Annotated in this window: 25 protein-coding genes and 1 pseudogene; 23 read left to right on the forward strand and 3 right to left on the reverse strand. The window is 46.7% G+C overall.

The window, feature by feature from the left end; genetic code table 11:
- The first annotated feature begins 31 nt into the window (after positions 1-31).
- The 12 genes from GC096_RS31825 to GC096_RS31880 all read left to right on the forward strand — a co-directional run bounded on the left by GC096_RS31825 (position 32) and on the right by GC096_RS31880 (position 10,812).
- On the forward strand, positions 32-1,165 hold the full coding sequence (locus GC096_RS31825) for an acyl-CoA dehydrogenase family protein (RefSeq protein ID WP_171635960.1): 1,134 nt from the start codon (positions 32-34) through the stop codon (positions 1,163-1,165).
- Positions 1,166-1,182: 17 nt separating this feature from the next.
- A complete protein-coding gene (gene mmgD / locus GC096_RS31830; protein WP_171635962.1) occupies positions 1,183-2,334 on the forward strand; it encodes a citrate synthase in 1,152 nt (383 codons plus the stop codon).
- Positions 2,331-3,779: a bifunctional 2-methylcitrate dehydratase/aconitate hydratase gene (locus GC096_RS31835; protein WP_171635964.1), complete on the forward strand. Its 1,449-nt coding sequence runs from the start codon at positions 2,331-2,333 to the stop codon at positions 3,777-3,779. Before mmgD ends, GC096_RS31835 begins: the two co-directional genes overlap by 4 nt.
- A 38-nt stretch (positions 3,780-3,817) precedes the next feature.
- Positions 3,818-4,726 (forward strand): methylisocitrate lyase, encoded by a 909-nt coding sequence (prpB, locus tag GC096_RS31840; protein WP_171635966.1) that lies wholly within the window; start codon positions 3,818-3,820, stop codon positions 4,724-4,726.
- 214 nt (positions 4,727-4,940) lie between these two features.
- The gene (locus GC096_RS31845; RefSeq protein ID WP_171635968.1) at positions 4,941-6,080 is read left to right on the forward strand and encodes an acyl-CoA dehydrogenase family protein; all 1,140 of its coding nucleotides are present in this window, start codon (positions 4,941-4,943) and stop codon (positions 6,078-6,080) included.
- Between the two features lie 23 nt (positions 6,081-6,103).
- Positions 6,104-7,270 carry an acetyl-CoA C-acetyltransferase gene (mmgA, locus tag GC096_RS31850; protein ID WP_171635970.1) on the forward strand — a complete coding sequence of 389 codons (1,167 nt, stop codon included), beginning with the start codon at positions 6,104-6,106 and terminating at the stop codon, positions 7,268-7,270.
- A 60-nt stretch (positions 7,271-7,330) separates the two neighbouring features.
- Positions 7,331-8,185, forward strand: a complete 855-nt coding sequence (locus GC096_RS31855; RefSeq protein WP_171635972.1) for a 3-hydroxybutyryl-CoA dehydrogenase — start codon at positions 7,331-7,333, stop codon at positions 8,183-8,185.
- A gap of 127 nt (positions 8,186-8,312) precedes the next feature.
- Positions 8,313-8,738, forward strand: a complete 426-nt coding sequence (locus tag GC096_RS31860; RefSeq protein WP_171635973.1) for an HIT family protein — start codon at positions 8,313-8,315, stop codon at positions 8,736-8,738.
- Positions 8,739-8,860: 122 nt separating this feature from the next.
- On the forward strand, positions 8,861-9,259 hold the full coding sequence (locus GC096_RS31865; RefSeq protein ID WP_171635975.1) for a hypothetical protein: 399 nt from the start codon (positions 8,861-8,863) through the stop codon (positions 9,257-9,259).
- Positions 9,252-9,512, forward strand: a complete 261-nt coding sequence (locus GC096_RS31870) for a hypothetical protein (protein WP_171635977.1) — start codon at positions 9,252-9,254, stop codon at positions 9,510-9,512. The genes GC096_RS31865 and GC096_RS31870 overlap by 8 nt, the downstream gene beginning before the upstream one ends.
- Positions 9,513-9,767: 255 nt before the next feature.
- Positions 9,768-10,325: an ATP-binding protein gene (locus tag GC096_RS31875; protein WP_171635978.1), complete on the forward strand. Its 558-nt coding sequence runs from the start codon at positions 9,768-9,770 to the stop codon at positions 10,323-10,325.
- Between the two features lie 34 nt (positions 10,326-10,359).
- Positions 10,360-10,812 (forward strand): GNAT family N-acetyltransferase, encoded by a 453-nt coding sequence (locus GC096_RS31880; RefSeq protein WP_171636245.1) that lies wholly within the window; start codon positions 10,360-10,362, stop codon positions 10,810-10,812.
- A 177-nt stretch (positions 10,813-10,989) separates the two neighbouring features.
- On the opposite strand, the pseudogene GC096_RS31885 reads toward GC096_RS31880, so the two are convergent.
- Positions 10,990-11,358: pseudogene (locus tag GC096_RS31885) on the reverse strand (Rossmann-fold NAD(P)-binding domain-containing protein); the annotation flags it as partial.
- Positions 11,359-11,420: 62 nt separating this feature from the next.
- Here GC096_RS31885 and GC096_RS31890 point away from each other — a divergent pair.
- Entirely contained in the window at positions 11,421-11,570 is a 150-nt protein-coding gene (locus tag GC096_RS31890) for a hypothetical protein (protein WP_171635982.1), read from the forward strand.
- 129 nt (positions 11,571-11,699) lie between these two features.
- Here GC096_RS31890 and GC096_RS31895 read toward each other — a convergent pair whose 3' ends face one another.
- Together GC096_RS31895 and tgl are read right to left on the reverse strand one after the other, a co-directional pair.
- Positions 11,700-12,149, reverse strand: a complete 450-nt coding sequence (locus tag GC096_RS31895; RefSeq protein ID WP_171635984.1) for a hypothetical protein — start codon at positions 12,147-12,149, stop codon at positions 11,700-11,702.
- Between the two features lie 105 nt (positions 12,150-12,254).
- Positions 12,255-13,058, reverse strand: a complete 804-nt coding sequence (gene tgl / locus GC096_RS31900) for a spore coat transglutaminase TGL (protein WP_171635986.1) — start codon at positions 13,056-13,058, stop codon at positions 12,255-12,257.
- 68 nt (positions 13,059-13,126) lie between these two features.
- On the opposite strand from tgl, the gene GC096_RS31905 reads away from it, so the two are divergent.
- The 10 genes from GC096_RS31905 to GC096_RS31950 all read left to right on the forward strand — a co-directional run bounded on the left by GC096_RS31905 (position 13,127) and on the right by GC096_RS31950 (position 20,117).
- Positions 13,127-13,345 (forward strand): hypothetical protein, encoded by a 219-nt coding sequence (locus GC096_RS31905; RefSeq protein WP_171635988.1) that lies wholly within the window; start codon positions 13,127-13,129, stop codon positions 13,343-13,345.
- Positions 13,346-13,568: 223 nt separating this feature from the next.
- Positions 13,569-14,051 (forward strand): DUF6530 family protein, encoded by a 483-nt coding sequence (locus GC096_RS31910; RefSeq protein ID WP_171635990.1) that lies wholly within the window; start codon positions 13,569-13,571, stop codon positions 14,049-14,051.
- A 5-nt stretch (positions 14,052-14,056) separates the two neighbouring features.
- Positions 14,057-14,440 carry a GIY-YIG nuclease family protein gene (locus GC096_RS31915; protein ID WP_171635992.1) on the forward strand — a complete coding sequence of 128 codons (384 nt, stop codon included), beginning with the start codon at positions 14,057-14,059 and terminating at the stop codon, positions 14,438-14,440.
- Positions 14,441-14,598: 158 nt separating this feature from the next.
- Positions 14,599-15,582, forward strand: a complete 984-nt coding sequence (locus GC096_RS31920) for an aldo/keto reductase (RefSeq protein ID WP_171636247.1) — start codon at positions 14,599-14,601, stop codon at positions 15,580-15,582.
- A 38-nt stretch (positions 15,583-15,620) separates the two neighbouring features.
- On the forward strand, positions 15,621-16,235 hold the full coding sequence (locus GC096_RS31925) for a DUF3990 domain-containing protein (RefSeq protein ID WP_171635994.1): 615 nt from the start codon (positions 15,621-15,623) through the stop codon (positions 16,233-16,235).
- Complete coding sequence (locus tag GC096_RS31930; protein WP_171635996.1) at positions 16,204-16,500, forward strand: hypothetical protein; 297 nt, start codon at positions 16,204-16,206, stop codon at positions 16,498-16,500. The genes GC096_RS31925 and GC096_RS31930 overlap by 32 nt, the downstream gene beginning before the upstream one ends.
- A 64-nt stretch (positions 16,501-16,564) precedes the next feature.
- Entirely contained in the window at positions 16,565-17,383 is an 819-nt protein-coding gene (locus GC096_RS31935; RefSeq protein ID WP_171635997.1) for a class I SAM-dependent methyltransferase, read from the forward strand.
- A gap of 34 nt (positions 17,384-17,417) precedes the next feature.
- Entirely contained in the window at positions 17,418-18,563 is a 1,146-nt protein-coding gene (locus GC096_RS31940) for an MFS transporter (RefSeq protein ID WP_171636248.1), read from the forward strand.
- A gap of 86 nt (positions 18,564-18,649) precedes the next feature.
- The gene (locus GC096_RS31945; protein WP_171635999.1) at positions 18,650-19,138 is read left to right on the forward strand and encodes an SRPBCC family protein; all 489 of its coding nucleotides are present in this window, start codon (positions 18,650-18,652) and stop codon (positions 19,136-19,138) included.
- Between the two features lie 145 nt (positions 19,139-19,283).
- Positions 19,284-20,117: a sugar phosphate isomerase/epimerase family protein gene (locus GC096_RS31950; protein ID WP_171636001.1), complete on the forward strand. Its 834-nt coding sequence runs from the start codon at positions 19,284-19,286 to the stop codon at positions 20,115-20,117.
- Positions 20,118-20,129 lie beyond the last annotated feature (12 nt).

The raw sequence follows: 20,129 nt of genomic DNA on the forward strand, positions 1-20,129 counted from the left end.
GCAGCATGAGCACGTCGAAGGAGGTCGTCGCATGCAATTCTCTTATACCCAAGATCAGCAAAATATCAGGGCTAAAGTCCGTGAGTTTGCACTCGCGAAGATGGAGCCGACTTCAGAGGAAAGGGATGAATTTGAACGGTTTGATCGAGATATTTTTGACCGTATGGGAGAGCTTGGATGGTCAGGGATTCCCTGGCCACGTGAATTCGGCGGGGGAGGCTACGATTTTCTCACCTATGCGATGGTGATTGAAGAGCTTTCTCGTGTCTGTGCGTCAACAGGCGTGATGCTCTCCGTGCATACGTCGCTGGCCAGTTGGGCGATTCATACGTATGGGACAGATGCGCAGAAACAAAGATATCTACTGCCCATGGCACAAGGTAAAAAGCTCGGCGCCTACTGTCTGACGGAAAGTGAGTCCGGCTCTGATGCCGGTGCAATGCGCACGACAGCAACGAAGGAAGGAGATGCCTACGTACTTAACGGTTCCAAGCTATTCGTTACGAATGGCGGTGAGGCAGAGGTTTATATTGTGTTCGCCATAACGGATGCGCAGAACAAACAGAAAGGCACCACGGCTTTCATCGTGGAGAAAGGCATGGAAGGGCTTATTTTCGGAATCAAAGAAAATAAGCTCGGGATTCGTTCATCCACAACGATGGAGCTGAGGTTTGAAGCATGCAGCGTGCCTGCGGACAACCGATTAGGTCCGGAAGGCGAAGGATTCCGCATCGCGATGCGAAGTCTGGATGGCGGGCGAATCGGGATTGCCGCACAAGCCACAGGCATCGGCCAAGGGGCCTTGGACGCTGTCATTGCTTATGGTGCGGGAGTCAGCGCGCTCACCGGCGAGCAATTCCATGCTCATATATCGGAGATGGCCACGCACATCGAAGGCGCAAGACTGTTGACCTATCAAGCCGCTTGGCGCAAAAGCCAAGGCCTTCCGTATGGGAAACAGGCTGCCAGTGCGAAGCTTTTTGCCAGTGATATGGCTGTTCAAGTATGTTTGCGTGCTGTCCAGCTCTGCGGCGTATGGGGTTGCCTGAAGGAGTCGAAGGTGGAGCGTTATCTGCGAGATGCCAAAGTGACGCAAATTTATGAAGGGACGAATGAGATTCAGCGTATTGTGATTTCGCGTTTGCTGCTTTCTGAAACCACGTAGGAAGGGAGAGCGAAAACATGAGTGATCACTATTTGCCTGGACTTGAGCATGTGATAGCCAGTGAGACTAGCATTTCATTTCTCGATGTGGAGAAGGAAGAGATTGTGATTCGAGGGTATGATCTGATGGAGCTTGCTGAGCAAATGACCTATTTGGATGTAGTTGGATTGCTATTAGAAGGTGAATTGCCTAATGAGTCGAGGCGTCAAGCGATTGAATCACTGATTCAAGCGGTCTATGGATTACCGCCAAATGTGCGTGCCATGCTCCATTTGATGCCGGATCGAGCCGATATGATGGATGTGCTGCGAACGAGCATTTCTGCGTTAGCGAGCTTTGATGACGAACTCGATGATCGATCACTCGAGGCGAATGGACGTAAGGCGCTACGACTGTTGGCTAAAGTACCGCAAATTGTCGCCTATGGTTACCGGGCTATCACGAAGCAACCGCTCATTGAACCAGATCCCAAGCTGTCTTATACAGCTAATTTTCTGTACATGATAACGGGAACAATTCCGTCGCCGATGGAGGTGGCGATATTTGATCAATCGCTGATTGTGTACAGTGAGCATGAATTGCCGAATTCGACTTTTGCGGCGCGCGTCATCGCCTCCACGCAGTCAGATATTTATGGCGCGCTTGTTGGCGCGGTTGCTTCTCTGAAAGGAACGCTGCACGGAGGAGCGAACGAAGCAGTCATGCACATGCTGCTTGAAGCGGGTACAGAAGATGATTTGGAAGCGTTGATTCGTTCTAAGCTTGCAAGAAAGGAGCGCATCATGGGCTTCGGACACCGTGTGTATATGCGAAAACCAGATCCACGCGCATTGCTGATGAAGGAAGCGCTGGCGAAGCTCGCACCGGCATGTAATCAACAGGAACTATATGACATGTGCGTACGTGGGGAAAACGTGATGAGGACAGAGAAAGGGCTGCATCCCAATTTGGATTATTATGCCGCGCCTGTTTACTACTTGCTTGGCATTCCAATTGAGTTGTTTACACCTGTTTTCCTTGCAGCGCGCACGGTAGGTATTAGCGCACATGTGATGGAGCAGCATGCGAACAATCGCCTCTTCCGACCACGTGTTCATTATACAGGCGCGCGAGATTTACATCCGCCTCAAGGGAATATTGTTTCAGAAAGTGAGGACGAGATTGTATGAGTACGTCTAGAGAACCTGTTCAGAGGGAGATGATTTTTGACCCGCTCATTGTAGAGATTGCAGACTACGCCTTGCATGCCGAGATTGAGAGTGAGGAAGCCTATCAGATTGCTCATCATGTCCTCATGGACTCACTGGGAACAGGCTTGCTAGCGCTGCGTTTTCCAGCTTGTACGAAACATCTCGGTCCGATTGTTCCAGGTGCAGAGGTGATCGGCGGCGCTCGCGTACCTGGTACGCGATACGAATTGGACCCCGTTCAAGCGGCTTTCAATATTGGATGTATGATTCGGTGGCTCGATTACAACGATACGTGGCTAGCGGCAGAATGGGGGCATCCATCCGACAACTTAGGCAGTATCCTTGCAATTGCCGACTATGTGAGTCGGAAACGTATGGCCGAGGGGCAGGCACCTTTTACGATCAAAGATGTCTTAACGATGGCGATCAAAGCGCATGAAATTCAAGGTGTGCTCGCACTGGAAAATAGTTTGAACGCAGTTGGCTTGGATCATGTTCATCTGGTGAAAATCGCTTCTACCGCAGTGTCTGCCGTCATGCTGGGTGGGACGAAGGAAGAGGTATGCAACGCCATCTCCAATGCTTGGATTGATGGAGCGAGTTTACGCACGTATCGGCACGCGCCAAATACAGGTTCTAGAAAATCTTGGGCTGCGGGAGATGCTACGAGCCGGGCTGTTCGCTTGGCTTTGATGGCAGTCGGAGGTGAGATGGGGTATGCCTCAGCGCTGACAGCGCCGAACTGGGGATTCCAGGATGTGCTTTTCGAAGGCAAGACGCTAACATTGGCCAGACCCTTGAGCAGCTATGTGATGGAACATATTTTGTTCAAAATTTCATTTCCAGCCGAGTTTCACGCGCAAACCGCTGTTGAATGTGCACTTACTCTCCATGAACCTATTAAAGATCGTTTTGGAGACATAACAAAAGTTATGTTAACAACTCACAAATCAGCGATGCGTATTATTGATAAAAAAGGCCCTTTGCACAATCCAGCGGATCGTGATCATTGTTTACAGTATATGGTGGCCATCGGACTTCTGTATGGTACGTTAACTGCGGAGCATTATGAAGATGATATCGCTGCTGATCCGCGTATTGATGCACTTCGGGAACGCATGGTTGTTGTCGAGAACGAGCAGTACAGCAAGGATTATTTGGATCCAGATAAACGATCTATCGCGAATAGCATTCAAATTTATTTTAAGGATGGAACGTCGACGGGAAAAATCGTTTGTGAATACCCCATCGGACACCGGAAACGGCGGGCGGAGGGACTGCCAAAAGTGATCGAAAAGTTCAAAGCGAATGTGCAAACGCGGTTTCCAAGGAAGCAAACAGAAGAAATTATGAAGCTATCACTCGATTACGAGAAGCTCATTCAGACACCTGTGCCTGCGTATATGTCGCTTTTCGTCATTTAAATGGTAGACAGATCGGCTGAATGAGGCAGGAGGTTACTATGTCATGGTTGATTGAGGAGGAGCCGAGCCAAGAACAGTTAGCTGCAGGGTGGCGACGTTTCGTTGAAGCGGGTCCTATTGTCCAAATCGTTGGCACTCACGATGGCATGGCAGCTAGAATCGCTAAGCAAGCAGGGTTTGGGGCCCTTTACTTATCCGGTGCTGCTTATACGGCCAGTCGAGGATTGCCTGATTTGGGTCTTATTTATTCCAACGAGGTAGCAGAGCGAGCTAGGGAACTCGTTCGAGCATCGGGACTCCCGTTATTGGTCGATATCGATACGGGATATGGCGGCATCCTGAATGTCGCACGGACCGCAAAGGAGATGGTGGAGGCGAAAGTTGCCGCCGTGCAAATTGAAGATCAAGATATGCCGAAGAAATGCGGGCATCTCAGTGGTAAAAAACTCATTTCCACCGAAGAAATGTGTCAAAAAATCCGCACACTCAAAGCCGTCAGCCCGACGCTATATATTGTTGCACGGACAGATGCGAAAGGGGTAGAAGGCATGGCGGAAGCCATTACCCGCGCAAAGCACTATCTCGCCGCTGGGGCGGATGCTATTTTTCCAGAAGCGCTCGAGCGTGAGGAGGAGTTTCAGCATTTTCGAAAGGAAGTAGATGCACCACTTTTGGCTAATATGACGGAATTTGGACGTACACTGTACTATACGGCTGCGCAATTCGAAAGTTGGGGCTTTCGGATGGTTCTCTATCCGGTAACGTCGCTGCGTGTCGCTGCTAAAGCTTATGAGCGGGTATTTGAGGAGATTCGTCAGCAAGGGACGCAGATCGGATCGCTAGCTGACATGCAAACGCGCAGTGAGTTATATCAAGCCATTCGCTATGAAGATTATGAGGCCTTGGATGGTTCTATTGCACGATCAACTTGGGAGGATAAGAGCTAGAAGTGCGTGTTCAAAAAGTCGGGTTTTCAGCACCGAGAAGATTGAAAGAAGCTAGGAAATGAGGAGCGGAGCGTAGTGGAAGCTACGTGAGCACCGGAAGTTCCGGCTGAATTCAATATTCGATGTCGAATACGCTTCATGGACTACTTCGTGATCAAAATTGGACTTTTTGAACAACCTCTAGAAGTGCAAGCGGCTTGAGGGAGGGCTCCACATGGATTATAGCCTTTCAGAGGAATTGGAAATGATTCGCACGATGGTGCGCGATTTTGCATCCGAGGAGGTTGCGCCAACTGCGGCTCTTCGAGATGAAGAAGAACGGTTTGATCGTCATCTATTCGAAATGATGGGGGAGCTTGGTTTAACTGGGATTCTGGTACCTGAGTTATATGGGGGACTTGGCTCGGATGCTCTGACGAATTGTTTGGTTTTGGAGGAGTTAGCTCGTGCATGCGCATCGACGGGGTATACACTTTTCGTGCATAGCGGGTTGGCGGGTATGGCAATTTCGATGTTTGGCAGCGAGGAACAGAAGAAGTTGTTTCTGGGTCCGATGGGAAATGGGCAAAAGCTAGGGGCTTATGCGTGGTCTGAAAGTACGCATACTGAGGGGGCTTCTGGCTTAATTCTGCATACGCAAGCATTGCGTGACGGGGATAATTACGTGCTGCAGGGTGCGAAGTTTTTCGTTACAAATGCGGGTGATGCGGATGTATATGTGGTGTTTGCATCGACGGGAAATGATGCTATGTCACGCGAGAGTAGTGCTTTTATTATTGAGAAGGGCACTCCAGGCTTCTTGTTAGGCAAAAAGGAAAGAAAACTCGGACTTCGTGGCTCACCTAGCATGTCTATTGAACTGGTTGATTGCCGAATTCCAATAGCGAATCGGCTTGGCGAGGAAGGAGACGGCCTGCGGATTGCTCTGCAGACGCTGGAGTCTGCCCGCAGCGGCATCGCTGCACTGGCGGTAGGGCTCGCGCAAGCAGCATTGGATGTGTCTGTCTCCTATGCGAAGACACGCAAGCAATTCGGTAAGCCAATTGCACAGCAGCAGGCTATCGCATTCAAGCTAGCGAATATGGCTACACAAATTGAAGCTGCTAAACTGCTTACGTATCAAGCCGCATGGCGTGAGAGCCAGGGAGCAGTTGGAGGGGCGTATTCCAATCTATTTGCAGGAGATACGGCAATGGCGGTTACGATTGAAGCTGTTCAAATCCACGGTGGTTACGGATATACGAAAGCCTTCCCCGTTGAACGGTACATGCGTGATGCGAAAATGCTCCAAATGATAGAAGCAACAATGGATGAGGAGCGGAGAGCAATTGCTCGTTTGATGAAGATGAGGTGAGCTTGGACTGGAGGGCGAGGTGTATGCGAGAAAGCGTCATTGTTGGCGGTGCGAGAACCCCATTCGGTAAGTTTGGCGGCGCGTTGAAGGATGTCCCAGCTGTCGAGCTGGGGGGAATCGTCATCAAGGAAGCCATACGACGTGCGTCTCTGGATCCTTCATTGATCGAAGAAGTCATCATGGGTATGGTGCTGCAAGGAGGTGCCGGACAAATTCCTTCACGTCAGGCTGCTCGCAAGGCGGGACTGGCGTGGAGTGTAACGTCGGAGACGATCAACAAAGTGTGCGCCTCGGGGCTGCGCAGTGTGACCATGGCCGACCAAATCATCCGTGCAGGTGATGCGTCGGTACTTGTGGCAGGCGGCATGGAAAGCATGAGCAACGCGCCATATTTGGCGACGCATGCGCGTTGGGGCGCACGGATGGGCGAACAGCGACTGATCGATCTGATGATACATGATGGACTGACATGTCCGTTCGAACGCGTGCATATGGTGCTTCACGGTAGTCGCATTGCTGCTGAATGCAACATTGGACGTCAAGAGCAGGATGAGTGGGCTTTGCGCAGTCATCAATTAGCCTTGCAGGCGATGTCCAATGGTTACTGTGCAGAGGAAATCGTACCTGTCCAAGCGGGTACAATTGTGGTGGACCGTGATGAGGGACCACGTGCAGATACGAGTTTAGCTAAGCTTGCCGGATTAGTCCCTGTATTCGATAAACAAGGCAGCATTACGGCTGGAAATGCGCCAGGTGTAAATGATGGCGCAGCAGCTTTGGTCGTAATGGCGAGAGAAGCTGCTTTAGAACAGGGCGTTATACCGCTAGCCACGATACTCGGCCATGCCAGTGTAGGCGAGCGAGCGCCATATATTGCGACGACACCTGCTTTGGCGATTCGGAAGCTAATGCAGCAAAAGGGCATGACACTGGATCAAATAGATCGATTCGAGGTGAATGAAGCTTTTGCCGCTGTCGTGCTGACATGCGAGCGTATGCTGGGGTGGAATTCGCAACGCGTTAACGTTAATGGCGGTGCCATAGCACTCGGTCATCCCATTGGTGCGAGTGGAACACGCATCATTCTCACTTTAATCCACGAGCTTCGCAGAATTGGCGGTGGTTATGGGATTGCAGCGATATGCAGCGGCACGGCGCAAGGTGATGCGATCTTGCTTCGTGTGGAATAGCCGAGGAACCCTATTCGGTGCTGGTAGTTCGGTTCGATGAAGCAGTAGGAGCGATGAACGATGTCTATACAAACCATCATGGTAATTGGGGCAGGGCAGATGGGGAGCGGCATTGCGCAAGTAGCTGCCTCAGCTGGCCGCAGGGTACTTTGGCATGATCTATCTATGCCTTTGATCGATAAGGGCATGTTGGTCATTAGCAACCAATTAGATCGGAATGTTGCGAAAGGAAGGTTGACGGAGGAAGCGAAAGTAAGCATTCTTAGTCGCATTCAACTGACGGGAGCTATTGAAGAGGCTGCGCAGGTGGATCTTGTGATCGAGGCGATATCTGAGAATATGGCTTGGAAAACAGCACTTTTTCAGAAGTTGGATGGGATTTGTCCGTCTCATGTGATTCTGGCAACGAATACGTCATCACTGCCGATCACCGAGATTGCTGCGGCGACAACACGACCTTCGCAAGTTATCGGGATGCATTTCATGAACCCGGTTCCCGTGATGCCTCTGATTGAAATTATTCGAGGTCTGGAAACGTCCCAGCATGTATTCGACGCCATCTTTCAACTTAGCAAAGAACTGGGAAAAACACCGGTTGAGGTGCAGGATTTTCCAGGATTCGTTTCGAATCGTATTCTGATGCCGATGATTAATGAAGCCATTTTTACAGTATATGAAGGTGTAGCAACGGTTGAAGCTGTAGATACGGTGATGAAACTCGGGATGAACCACCCGATGGGACCGCTGGAGCTAGCTGATTTCATTGGGTTGGACACATGTTTATCGATCATGGAAATTCTCCACGAGGGGTTTAAGGATTCCAAATATCGACCCTGTCCGCTCCTGAGGAAATATGTGAAGTCTGGGCGACTTGGACGCAAGTCTGGGCAAGGTTTTTATACGTATTCGAGTTGAACGGTTTGCTATGCAGTCACTCTGTGGAGGGGCTGTTTTTTGTTTCAGCAGGTAAATTCAGGGGATGAATGGAATTGATAAGTAGCGATTTGCGCTAATCTGAAGTCTGGAAGGATGAATGTGTAAGATGGAAAATACGTGCTTAGGTTGCCAGCTAGCGAACTCACAAGTTCAAGCTAACGTTGTCTATGAGAATGAGTGGTTGACCTGCCTTTTAGATATCGCTCCGTTAAATGAAGGACATGTTCTATTGCTTCCCAAGCACCACGTGGCTGAATTGGAGGAATTAGAGGAAGAGACATCAGCAGCCATGCTGAAAGCAGTGATGAAAATGTCACGCGTGATTAAAACACTCTATCAACCAGATGGCGTTACGATCCTCCAAAATGGTGGTACATTCAATGATTTAGGCCATGTGCATGTTCATATTTTCCCGAGATATGTTGGGGATGGCTTTGGTTGGTTGGAGCCGGAGGATCGAAATGACAATAGAAATCGATTGGCAGAGACGAGAATATTTATAGTTAATGCCATTAATAATTTAGGTAATTAAATATAAATAGTTGGCATCCTCCAGCTAACATGATAAACTGCTAAGGGCGACACTGCAGCGGATTGATCTGTTTTGACGGAATCAGCAGATGAAGCTGGTGTCCAACAAAGGAGGCAAACGCTGTGGAATTTCGTGCTGTATCGCAAGAGACCAAGATGAATTATATGCTCTGGAGTATAAAGAATGAAATCAGGAAAGAGAATAAGTACTTAGCATCCTTACCGTTTGATCCTTCGCCGATCATTGGCGTTGTGAAGTATCATCTTGATCAGTGGGATCCGATTCAATTGCTAGACGATGGAAGTCAAGATGATGAATACGATGGTGAGGGTCGCAGCGTTACCATTTATATAATTAAGCATATGGAAGAGATAAGTGTTGCCGGGTTGGGACAAGAGATCCAACGGATTTTCAGAAAATCCTTTCTGGATGAATTTCAGTCTGAGGCGGATACTTTTGAAATCGCAATTGGCATACTACGTGATTTGACTAATGGAAATGAGGATGTTTCGAGTGAGTGAAATGGTCGGGAAGTACTGTGCGAAGTTTTTTGGTAAGACAGGTGTTATTCTTGAAATTGGTGTTGTGAAAAAGGTAGCGAGTCGTACCATTCATGTGGATTGGGGAACGAAAACGTGGGTGTATCAGAATCGCGATTTCAATTGGACACCGCTGACGAAAGAAGAGTTCGAAGTCAAATACAAAAAGCCGAAATTCTCTGACGCAGCGCTAATACGTGCCGCAGAATTAGGCCTGAAAATTACGTATAATTAAGTTGCGGCTGCCTCGGGGCGGCCGTTTTTTTCATTAGAATGATCCAGCGGGGGATCGTGGTACTGCGAAAGGGAACTACATTCCGCAACTTCGACGGAGTGACGCGGACAGAGGGATTAGATCGGCAAAGTCGGACTAATAGTAACCTGTAGTAGTAGCAACCCGGAAAGTTTGAATTTTACTTATTTTATACAAATAAAGCGCCATTAGGCATGATAAACTAGGAGTAGGGATGAAGTATAGTGAGGTGCTGCTATGAAATTTGTGTTCATTTTCGGTCCGCAAGCTGTTGGAAAGATGACAGTCGGCCACGCACTTGAAGAAACTACCGCGTTGAAGCTCTTTCACAATCATATGACGATTGATCTCCTACATCCCTATTTCGGATTTTCCCAAGAAACGTGGCGATTAGTTGAGTTATTTCGTTTTGAAATTTTTGAGGCTGTCGCGAAAAGTGAGTTGTACGGATTAATTTTCACGTACGTATGGGCATTTGATAAGCAAGCCGATTGGGATTTCGTGCAGAAAGTTTGCGCTATTTTCGAATCCAAAGGTGGCGAGATCTATTTCGTTGAACTTGAAGCACCAATGGAAGAGAGAATAGAACGGAATAAAACCCCCCATCGACTAGCGCATAAGCCTACCAAGCGAAATGTTGCACAATCGGAACAGAATTTACTAGAAAGCATGGAAAAGAACCGTTTAAACTCGCTAGATGGTGAAATCACTAGAGAAAATTACATGCGGATCAACAATGCAGGGGTAAGTCCAGAGGATGTCGCAGCGATGATTAAAGCAAAGTTTCATTTCTGAAACCCATCACAGTTGGATGGAGGCATACAGCATGTTGCATATTCGAGAATTACAAGTAACGGAAGAATATCCGATTCACTTATTTCTATTAGCTGACCCAGAGCTTGCGATGGTCGAGTCGTATGTGTACCAAAGTAAATGTTTCGTTTTGGAAGAAAACCATGAAGTTATTGGTGCTTATTTGCTGCTCCCAACGAGACCGAAGACGATTGAACTGGTGAATATCGCGGTGATAACGAAGAAACAAGGCCGTGGCTATGGGAAGGAATTAGTGAAACACGCGGTGGAAACGGCAAGAACGCTTAACTATCAGACAATAGAGGTTGGTACAGGAAATTCTGGTGTTCAGCAGTTGAGTCTCTATCAGAAGTGCGGATTTCGCATCTACGGTGTTGATCTCGATTTCTTTACAAGGCATTATAAGGAACCTATTTTTGAAAATGGCATTCAGTGCCGCGATATGATTCGCCTAAGTCAGGACTTATAGGTGAGTAGGAAAAACTCCTGCAAAAGTGCTAGTAAAGCACGATTGCAGGAGTTTTTCTGTATAGACAACGCCGTTCGCGTCTACTCATTATTTCCCAACTTCATTATACATATACTCATAAATGGCTCGAACTTTCTCAAGAACCCGTGGTGCATGCTGGACGAATTTCAGAGCTACAAGATGGGGAGCGAGTTCTTGTGTCCATAAGGATAGCGCGAGTTTAGACGCCGCATAAGGGCCGAAGAACATTTTATTTTGCGCGGGGCTATCTAAAGTTTCAGGGTCAAATCGCTTCATCGTATTGAACGCGTTAGTGGAGGTATGCACGACTCGCTTCAGCGTTCCATTCTTCAAAAGCGTCTTTAACTCCATCGTGATGATATAGAGTACGACGGTTTGCAGTTCATAATGCAGTTCACGACCATGCTTCGAATACATTAACTCGGGGAAGCTACCACCTGCATTGTTGTAAAGGAGATCAATCAACTGCTCGTTGTTTTTAATTTGCTCTAATGCCGAACTTAAGCTTGTAAAATCACTCAAATCTGGGGTCCAGCCAACATTTTAACCAAAATATACGCTTTGAAATTGAAGAGGAGGGAACGATTGTGGAAAATAATTGTAAGGACTTGCCGTATGTGTCCTCAGATATTTTGCTAAAAAAATGCAGCTTTACGATCAAAAGAAGCCCGGGAACGACCGAGGTATCGGTTAATTTGCCGATTGGTCTAGGTTATACTCGTTACAGCAAACTTTAAAAAAGCTAACCGCAAATTGGATAACTTTTTTAAAGTTGCTTAGCATGTGGGATAGAAATTCACGCTATCTGGTAAAAAATTTGAAGAAATCGATGGATTTATACAGCTCATTGACGCGGTAACATACTGCTATTGTTGATTTGTATGATGAGTATGATGCTGTGGCTGAGTATGATGAGCATGATGCTGTTGATGTGGCTGAGCATGATGAGTAGGGTGTGGATGATGCGGATGCTGAGTATGATGTGGATAGTAGGCAAGGTGATGATGCATAGGATGGTAAGCCACATGATGCATAGGGTGATATGCTAGATGGTGCATGGGATGATAGGCATGATGATGGTGTGGGTGATAGGCATAGTGGTGATGCGGGTGGTACATGTGTTGAGGCTGCGCATGGGAAACATGTTGTAGATGCATCGGAGATTGCTGTCCGGGATTTACGGCTGGTTGTTGATATATAGGAAGATTATCCCCCGTCCAAGTCGGAGTTTGCTGAGCTGGCATATGGGACTCCATTCTAGTCTCAGATGGATAAATCGGGAGGTTACCCTCCGTTGATGAATTTCGTTGTGTCATTTTCTTTCCCCTTTCGGTGTAGGCATACGTCATCCTATGCAAGAAAAAGTAAACAGGGCACATGTCTAAGCAAATTGGGCTTATCTTATTAATAGTTTTAAATAATCAATTGTTTCGAACATATATCCATTCTCCTATTTTCGCAATAAGGGGTTTCTTTCGTCCGGTATTTTGAAAAAGTGCATAATAAGAGAAGTCTGGATGTACATAACGGTCCGCCAGATAGGCTGATATTGTACTACCAGGTATTCTGTGTTTATTCAGGACAGTAATAACTTCTTTCGAAGTCGCGATTCCGAGGCCGTAACCATGTCCATAAAAGAGCCCTTTTCCCATCATGACGACATTTTCTCCTTTGCCCCAAGGAATCATAGGATCGTACTCAGGGTTTTCGAAATAGAGAACGTCACCCATCACAGATTCCTCATGGATAGTCCGGTCGATCAGACGTAAATTACTGTTAGAATGCCAATTAAATAATAAAAGATCCGAAAACAGTATGTCAAAATGTCTAGGATCTATGGACTCTAATATAGCTTTGTATAAGACAACGACGACAGCCATTGAACATTCAAAACCGTATGAGGTTCCATTCGTGAATATATCCCTTATCGCATCTTGAGGAGCAACATCACTTTTCAGCTGAAACTTACCCTGATCTGTAATGGTCCAATACGTCTGGTTGCATAGCGTGTTTTTGAAATCAGCAAAATAAACACCACTTTTACTCAGCAAACTAGAGGACTCCACGATTTGGGTTCGCATGTACAATTCAAACAACAAGGTGAATACCGAATCATAACGATACATAAAAGGGCTATTCTGCTTCTTTTGATAAATGGCGAGTTCTAACTCGGACAGCGTTCCTTCTTCAAAGGCTATTTTACTGATACCTTCGATTACAATCATGGGTTTCTCCTCATTTTAAAAAATCAACAAGCGTTTTCACCTATTTTTATGTTGAATAGGGATGAAATGTGCTTTATTATTTCCCAACGTTAGGTCTAACTTATGAGTCCGATTTGACTGAGCATCCCGAACTACAAGTCAAGCTCCAGCAGCATAAGGAGAATATTCAACATCAGATTAATTCCTTACAAATGATCATAGATGTGATTGATTCGAAAATGACGTCCGGCAACATGCTTCCAGAGGCATGCGTGCTTGCTGAGCCGACAAAACGGATACCGCGGTAGGGCATAGCGGATAAGAAGGAAAACAAACACAGTGATTCCCTGTTGGGGTGGTCCTGTGTTTTTTTCGGCGCAGACTTCCTAGTATCTGTGTCATACTGCTACATACAGGCATCCATTGACTTGAAAAAGAAGCTGAGGTATACTTCAATCAACGGTTATATATTTAGTAAATTAGTAAATTACTAAATCAAAATAACTTATTTTCAAACATGGAGGAATCACAATGAAAATCCCAACAACACTCAAACATAAACCTGTTATCGTAGCTGAGAACTACGCCAATATTGACGGTAGATACACGCAAAACACGGATACGCAAGGTCTTTCCTTAGGTCTAGCTCAGTGGAATGACAGAGGAAAGGTTGATATTTCGGCTAAAGTATGGCGCTATACGGGCGAGAAATGGTCACGCCAATCGGAAGAGTTGCCTTTGCACCGTGTTTTAGATCTTGCTATCCTCGTATGTCGTACGAAGCTTCATTTCCAAGAGGACGCTTATCGCTTTGAGAACGGGTATGACGCGGAGAATCCTATCATTGACAGAATCGGCCTGCAAGGGGATGCGATGACGGTAGGCGTATGTACAGATAATGAGAAAATCAATGAAGATATCAAGCTTTTCAGTCAAGCTTTGAGTGATGATGGAGAGTTGATTGGGGAACGTTTAAGTACGCTTTCCAGGATTTTAAAAGAAATGGGGTATTAATCAACATGTTAGACAAACAGAAGAAAAAGGAGCTTGCGACCAATTATAAACAAACGTTTCGTGCCATGGGTGTGTATCAAATACGCAATACCCAGAACGATAAAATATTTGTAAACGGCAGTATGGATCTCGATGGTATGAAGAATCGGCTTGAATTTTGCAAGCAGATGAATACCAATACTTTCAATGAGCTCCAGAAGGACTGGGCGACGTTCGGCGGTCAAGTGTTCGTATTTGAGGTGCTAGATCGTATTGAGCCTCGTGATGAGATCATGTTGGATGCCGCGGATCTGAAGAGTTATCGATCTGAGGTTGATGCGTTGCTTGAACTATGGCTCGAGAAGTTGGAGCCATACGACGATAAGGGTTACAATAAACGAAAACGCTAGTCTTTCGTTTACTCCATCCCAAAAGGGGGTTCCGTCATAAGCGGACTCCCTTTTTTTTGCATAAAGAGGGAGGTTTCCTCTTATCCTATGGCGAAATGGTGAGAGATGAAAATTATTAGAAACAGCTTGATAATATTTACATAGAAGGAGTGGGAATGATGAAATACCGTCAACTTGGCGATACAGAGCTTCGAATTAGTGAGGTTAGCTTCGGTACTTGGGCAATTGGTGGAGGCTGGGGTGAGGCAAATGACGATGAATCGATTCGAGGCTTACACCGTGCCATGGAGGCAGGTGTGAACTTTTTTGATACGGCGGATGTATATGGCTCGGGTCACGCAGAAGAGCTCCTAGCGAAAGCGACGAAAGGGAAAGACGATGAGGTACACATCGCCACGAAGTTTTGCCGTTCGGGTGATATTCATGATCTTGCGACGTACTCCGAGCAAGCGGTTCGCCAATTTGCCGAAAACAGCTTGAAACGGTTAAATCGCGAGCGAATTGACCTGTATCAAATTCACTGTCCGCCGCTAGCGATCTTGAAGGATGGTTCGGTCTTCGAGGTGCTTGAGAAAATGAAAGCCGAGGGTAAAATTCGCCACTATGGCGTGAGCGTGGAGACGGTGGAAGAAGGTTTGTTCTGTCTCTCAGTTCCTGGTGTTAAAGCGTTGCAAGTGATTTTTAACTTGTTCCGTCAAAAGCCTGCAGACCTCCTCTTTCCGCAAGCGAACGCAGCTGGGGTAGGTATTTTGGTACGGCTTCCGTTGGCCAGCGGCTTGCTAACAGGGAAATTCACGACATCTAGCACATTTGCAGCGGATGATCACCGTAATTTCAATGTGAATGGCGACCAATTTAACGTGGGTGAGACGTTTGCAGGACTGCCGTTTGCGAAAGGCGTAGAACTCGCGCAGGAGTTGGCTTGGATTGGTGAAGGTCGTGGAAACATGGCACGTGCTGCGATGCGTTGGATTTTGGAGAATCCCCACATTACTTGTATTATCCCTGGCTTCAAGAACGTCAAGCAAATTGAAGATAATTTAGCTACCCTTGAAGTTCCGGCGTTTTCTTCGGAAGAGCTAGTCCGTCTGAAGAGCTTCTATGCGACGGACGTTCACGATCATATTCGTGGTGCTTACTAGCCTATTTTGAATGGAAAGGGGTTTCAGAGGAAAGCGAAATGGATATAATAACACCACAACGTTTATATCATGGAACAACGGATAATCTCGTCAACCTTTTCAAAGATAAGTTATTGGATAGCAGGTATTGGCGACCTGGCCGTGATTTCGGCGAAGGATTTTATACAACCATCTCAGCAGCACAGGCGCGAAATTGGGCACGTAAGGCAGCGGCTCGATCGATTATGGGGCATGAACTTGCCTGTGTGCTTGAAATTGAGCTTATTTCAATTCCTGCGAAGATGGAGCCGCTCATTTTTCTAAGTGATTCCTTAGCATGGGCTGAATTTGTAATGTCGCATCGCAGTGTCATGAATAAGGGAGAAGCGGACCCATGTCACAAGCATCCGGATATCATTATAGGCCCAATGGCGGATGGGGATACTGGACGAATTATTGAAGAAGCAGTACAATTAAATAAAGATGTACATTGGTTTTATGATCAAATTTTACGCACCACACGCGGTCGGAAATTGGATGCGTTGCGTCTTGGCAATCAAGTGGTATTTTCCTCTGAGAAGTGGGAAGCATCCCTTCGCTTTGTTGGTTATAACATTTTTACGGGAGGCAGGTGGATCTACTATGAAAACACAAGTTCGGCTGAGTCTGTATGAACGCGGAATCGTTGATGCTCTTGTTCAGAGTTTCGGTTACACCTCGCAAGGTGCTCGAAAGCTTGTTGTTGAGTATGTCGAGGTCATTCGTAAATTAGGTGGATATGACACCTGTTATGATCATGCAGAGCGATTAGTCCAAGCAACAACCAACAATTATAAGCCAGAAGAGTGGTTGAAACGAATCAATGTCCTCGCGAAGGAAGCCGTCCAAGATAAAGGCATACTTCATCTAGAGGGACGATTACACGTTCATGTACGTTAAAAATGTCGAGTAGAAGCTCATCCATTGGTTGAGCTTTTTTGTCATGAATCAGAGGAGGGAATCTATGATTGAACATATTCGCACGAGTAATGTACAGCGATTTACCGGGTTCGGTGCGTTGTATGATGAAAGCCGGCCAACTGCGCCGCAGGAATTGATCAAGATTTTGACATCTTATTTGGGCAGCCAACCCCAAACCGTTGTAGATGTAGGCTGCGGCACAGGGCTATCTTCGTTTATCTGGTTGAATGATGCAGAGCGGATCATCGGCGTTGAGCCAAGTGATGACATGCGCGCAGTAGCGCTAGCCAAATGGGAGAGTATGAACAAGCCAGAGGCGATTCAATTTATTAGCGGGTTGTCACATGAACTGGAGCTACCTTCCGATTCTGCAGACGTTGTCACGTGTTCACAATCATTTCACTGGATGGAGCCGCAAAGCACTTTGCGTGAATTCGCGCGTATCCTTCGCACTGGTGGCGTTTTCGCTGCTTATGATTGCGATTGGCCGCCTGTCGTTGACTGGGAAATTGAGCAGCAATATATCAAACTTACGTCGCTTGGTCATCAACGGGCTGTTGAGCTGGCACCGAAGCATGAGCAAGCGCATAAATGGAACAAGGACGAGCATTTGAAACAAATCCAATCATCGGGTTTATTCCGCTATGCAAGAGAAATTGTGTTTCATAATTGGGAGTCATGCGATGCAACTCGCTATGCCAACCTCGCGTTAAGTCAGGGCAGCTTACAATCCGCGATAAAGTTAGGTGCGAAAGAGCTTGAGGCAGAGGCAGCAGCGTTTCGCCAGTTAGTGGAAAAGGTATTCGCTGGTGAAGAACGATCCATCTTATTTGGTTACCGCATGCGGATAGGCATCGTTTAGCAACCACAGATGAAAGAAGGGAACAGCTACGAAACTGAATGCATTTGTATTATTTTATGTCGTTATTTATATGGGGAACGCGGTTTATGGAACTTTCATGCCGGTGTATCTGAACAACGCGAAGTTTTCTCAAGAGCAGATCGGAGTCCTACTTAGTCTCGGACCCTTGATTGCCATGATTGGTCAACCTGTATGGGGGGCGTTAGGGGACCGTGCCAAATCTAAGAATCACATCCTGCGGTTATTAATTATCGGCAGCGGTATTTCGATTCTGTTCTTCCCGATCTCGCATCAATTCCTCTTTATTCTTGTTATCATTTGTATTTTTACTTTTTTCCAGACCTCCATTTTTGCGCTAAGTGATGCCATTACCTTAGAGGAATTAGATAGACAGCCTACATGGAGCTTTGGCTTGATTCGGCTGGGAGGAACCGTAGGCTTCGCCATGATGTCACTTCTTTTCGGGTTCGTTGCCAAGTCTTACATCAATTCCATGTTCCCGGTTTACGCCTGTACGATGCTTGCCGCTTTGCTTTGTTTATGGCGATTTCCAGCTGCCGCTGGGCGACCTGTGAATGTAATGGGGCGGAAATTCCGTGAGCTGTTCAAAAATGGAAAACTCATGTTCTATATAGGCATGAATTTTATTATCCAAATTACGCTTGGCTATTATTATGCTTTCTTTCCGATTTATTTCAAGCAAATGGGCGGGGACAGTGTAATGTTAGGCTGGTCGATGACGATTTCGTCCTTGAGCGAGTTGCCTTTTCTGTTATTTTCAGCAAAAATTTTCAAGCGAGTCCCTATCTCAATCATTTTACTCGTGGCAGCTCTTGCGTCAGCCTTACGATGGTTCTTATTCTCCCAGATTGAAGTGGCGCACTGGTTATTACCTGTTCAAATCTTGCATGGCGTTATCTTTATCGTACTATCTGTTACGATTGCTACGATCATTAACCGCGAAGTACCAGCGGAATGGAAGGCAAGCGGGCAAACGCTCAACGGTTTACTCAGCCTTGGCGCTGCTCGTATTATTGGCAGCTTCTTAGGTGGCTTCATGAGCGCAGCCTATGGGATGAGACAAGTTTTCCTATACAGCTCATGGCTATCTATGGCGTGTGTCGTGGTGATTGGCGTCGTATTATTTACACGAAGAAAGCACAATGAACTAGGGATATAGGTTCTCAAAGCATTCAGAATTGGATATCATCCTAGAATTCGATATGATAGTAGCCTATTATTGTAATGAAAAGGAAGTGAACGGTTATGATCGAGAATGAAGCGATTCTTACCTATGAGCCTGGAGGTCAACAGATCTGCATGACACGCGTGTTCAATGCGCCACGAGAGTTAGTGTTTAAAGCGTTTACGGATGCAGCGCTGATCGTGGAATGGCTTGGGCCCCGCAAGCTAACGATGAAATTGGACACGTTTGAGCCGAGAAGCGGTGGCAACTGGCGGTATATTCATTTGGATAACAATGGAAATGAGTATGCATTCCGCGGCGTATACCATGAAGTTTCTGCGCCTGAGCGGATTATTCAAACGTTCGAGTTTGAGGGACTTCCGGAGAAGGGACATGTTATCCTCGAAACGGCTAAATTCGAAGAACTCGAAGGCGGTAAGACCAAGCTAGTGATGGAGTCAGTGTTTCAATCGGTCGCAGATCGAGACGGCATGCTGCATTCAGGCATGGAGCAAGGGATGCAGGATTCGTATGAGCGGTTAGCGGAGCTTTTGGATCGCATCAAATAGTTGGGAGGAGAGCAGGCGCTGCGGCGGCCTGCTTTTTTTCTTGAAAAATAGCATAATAAGATATCTTTTTGCGCATTCGAATATGGCGATTCCAGAACGACTTTGATAAGATATGACAAAATAGAGGAATGAAGGGATGGTAGCTATGCCATTTTTATCGCTAACGAGTTGGAGTTTACATCGAAATTTAGGTCCTTTGCGTTGGACTCGCTGGGATGACAATAAGCAAACGCAATTCACGGAAGCTCAAGATCAACCAGAACTGCTTTCTTTGCTCGAACTACCAGCTGTACTAGCGGAGAAGGGGTTCACCTCGCTGGAAGTGTGTCATTTTCATTTTGCAGAGACGAATGAAGCATATCTGCTTGCGTTGAAAGGGGCATTTGCGGATGCGGGACTTCGTTTTTACACACTACTGCTTGAATATGGGGATATCTCTAGTCCAGATGAGGTTCGTAGACAATCCGATATCGCATGGATCAAAGGTTGGATCGATGTCGCGGCCCTAGCAGGTGCGGAAAGAGTACGTATAATTGCAGGGGAAGCGGATCCATCGGACAGGGATGCCTTAACACGATCGATCGAAGCGCTGCGTGAGCTAGGACAGTATGGGAAGGATCATGACGTACGCGTTGTGACAGAAAATTTCAAATCCCTATCCTCAACAGGCGACAATTGTCTAGCGATTTTGGAAGGGTGTGGAGATGTCATTGGATTTACATCCGATTTCGGGAATTTCAAAGGCGAACAGAAATTCGATGAGTTAGTCCAAACAATTCCACTTAGTGAATCCATCCATGCCAAAGCGCAAACCAATGCCGAGGGAGATCCTGATGAGGCGGAGTTTATTCGCTGTTTAAACATCGCCAAACAGGCTGGTTATGAAGGGCCGCTTACGCTTGTCTATGATGGCCCTGGTGATATGTGGGACGGTATTGAGCGTGTTAGGAAGCTGGCAGATCCGTATTGTTCCAAATAGGAAGTGTATCTG

Origin of the sequence: Paenibacillus plantarum (assembly GCF_013141695.1) — a bacterium.
In the GTDB taxonomy this organism is placed as follows: Bacteria; Bacillota; Bacilli; order Paenibacillales; family NBRC-103111; genus Paenibacillus_E; species Paenibacillus_E plantarum.

Coding starts and splice junctions, on each gene's coding strand:
- GC096_RS31825 (WP_171635960.1), top strand. CDS start 32: ATGCAATTCTCTTATACCCAAGATCAGCAAAATATCAGGGCTAAAGTC.
- mmgD (WP_171635962.1), top strand. CDS start 1,183: ATGAGTGATCACTATTTGCCTGGACTTGAGCATGTGATAGCCAGTGAG.
- GC096_RS31835 (WP_171635964.1), top strand. CDS start 2,331: ATGAGTACGTCTAGAGAACCTGTTCAGAGGGAGATGATTTTTGACCCG.
- prpB (WP_171635966.1), top strand. CDS start 3,818: ATGTCATGGTTGATTGAGGAGGAGCCGAGCCAAGAACAGTTAGCTGCA.
- GC096_RS31845 (WP_171635968.1), top strand. CDS start 4,941: ATGGATTATAGCCTTTCAGAGGAATTGGAAATGATTCGCACGATGGTG.
- mmgA (WP_171635970.1), top strand. CDS start 6,104: ATGCGAGAAAGCGTCATTGTTGGCGGTGCGAGAACCCCATTCGGTAAG.
- GC096_RS31855 (WP_171635972.1), top strand. CDS start 7,331: ATGTCTATACAAACCATCATGGTAATTGGGGCAGGGCAGATGGGGAGC.
- GC096_RS31860 (WP_171635973.1), top strand. CDS start 8,313: ATGGAAAATACGTGCTTAGGTTGCCAGCTAGCGAACTCACAAGTTCAA.
- GC096_RS31875 (WP_171635978.1), top strand. CDS start 9,768: ATGAAATTTGTGTTCATTTTCGGTCCGCAAGCTGTTGGAAAGATGACA.
- GC096_RS31895 (WP_171635984.1), bottom strand. CDS start 12,149: ATGACACAACGAAATTCATCAACGGAGGGTAACCTCCCGATTTATCCA.
- tgl (WP_171635986.1), bottom strand. CDS start 13,058: ATGATTGTAATCGAAGGTATCAGTAAAATAGCCTTTGAAGAAGGAACG.
- GC096_RS31910 (WP_171635990.1), top strand. CDS start 13,569: ATGAAAATCCCAACAACACTCAAACATAAACCTGTTATCGTAGCTGAG.
- GC096_RS31915 (WP_171635992.1), top strand. CDS start 14,057: ATGTTAGACAAACAGAAGAAAAAGGAGCTTGCGACCAATTATAAACAA.
- GC096_RS31920 (WP_171636247.1), top strand. CDS start 14,599: ATGAAATACCGTCAACTTGGCGATACAGAGCTTCGAATTAGTGAGGTT.
- GC096_RS31925 (WP_171635994.1), top strand. CDS start 15,621: ATGGATATAATAACACCACAACGTTTATATCATGGAACAACGGATAAT.
- GC096_RS31930 (WP_171635996.1), top strand. CDS start 16,204: ATGAAAACACAAGTTCGGCTGAGTCTGTATGAACGCGGAATCGTTGAT.
- GC096_RS31935 (WP_171635997.1), top strand. CDS start 16,565: ATGATTGAACATATTCGCACGAGTAATGTACAGCGATTTACCGGGTTC.
- GC096_RS31945 (WP_171635999.1), top strand. CDS start 18,650: ATGATCGAGAATGAAGCGATTCTTACCTATGAGCCTGGAGGTCAACAG.
- GC096_RS31950 (WP_171636001.1), top strand. CDS start 19,284: ATGCCATTTTTATCGCTAACGAGTTGGAGTTTACATCGAAATTTAGGT.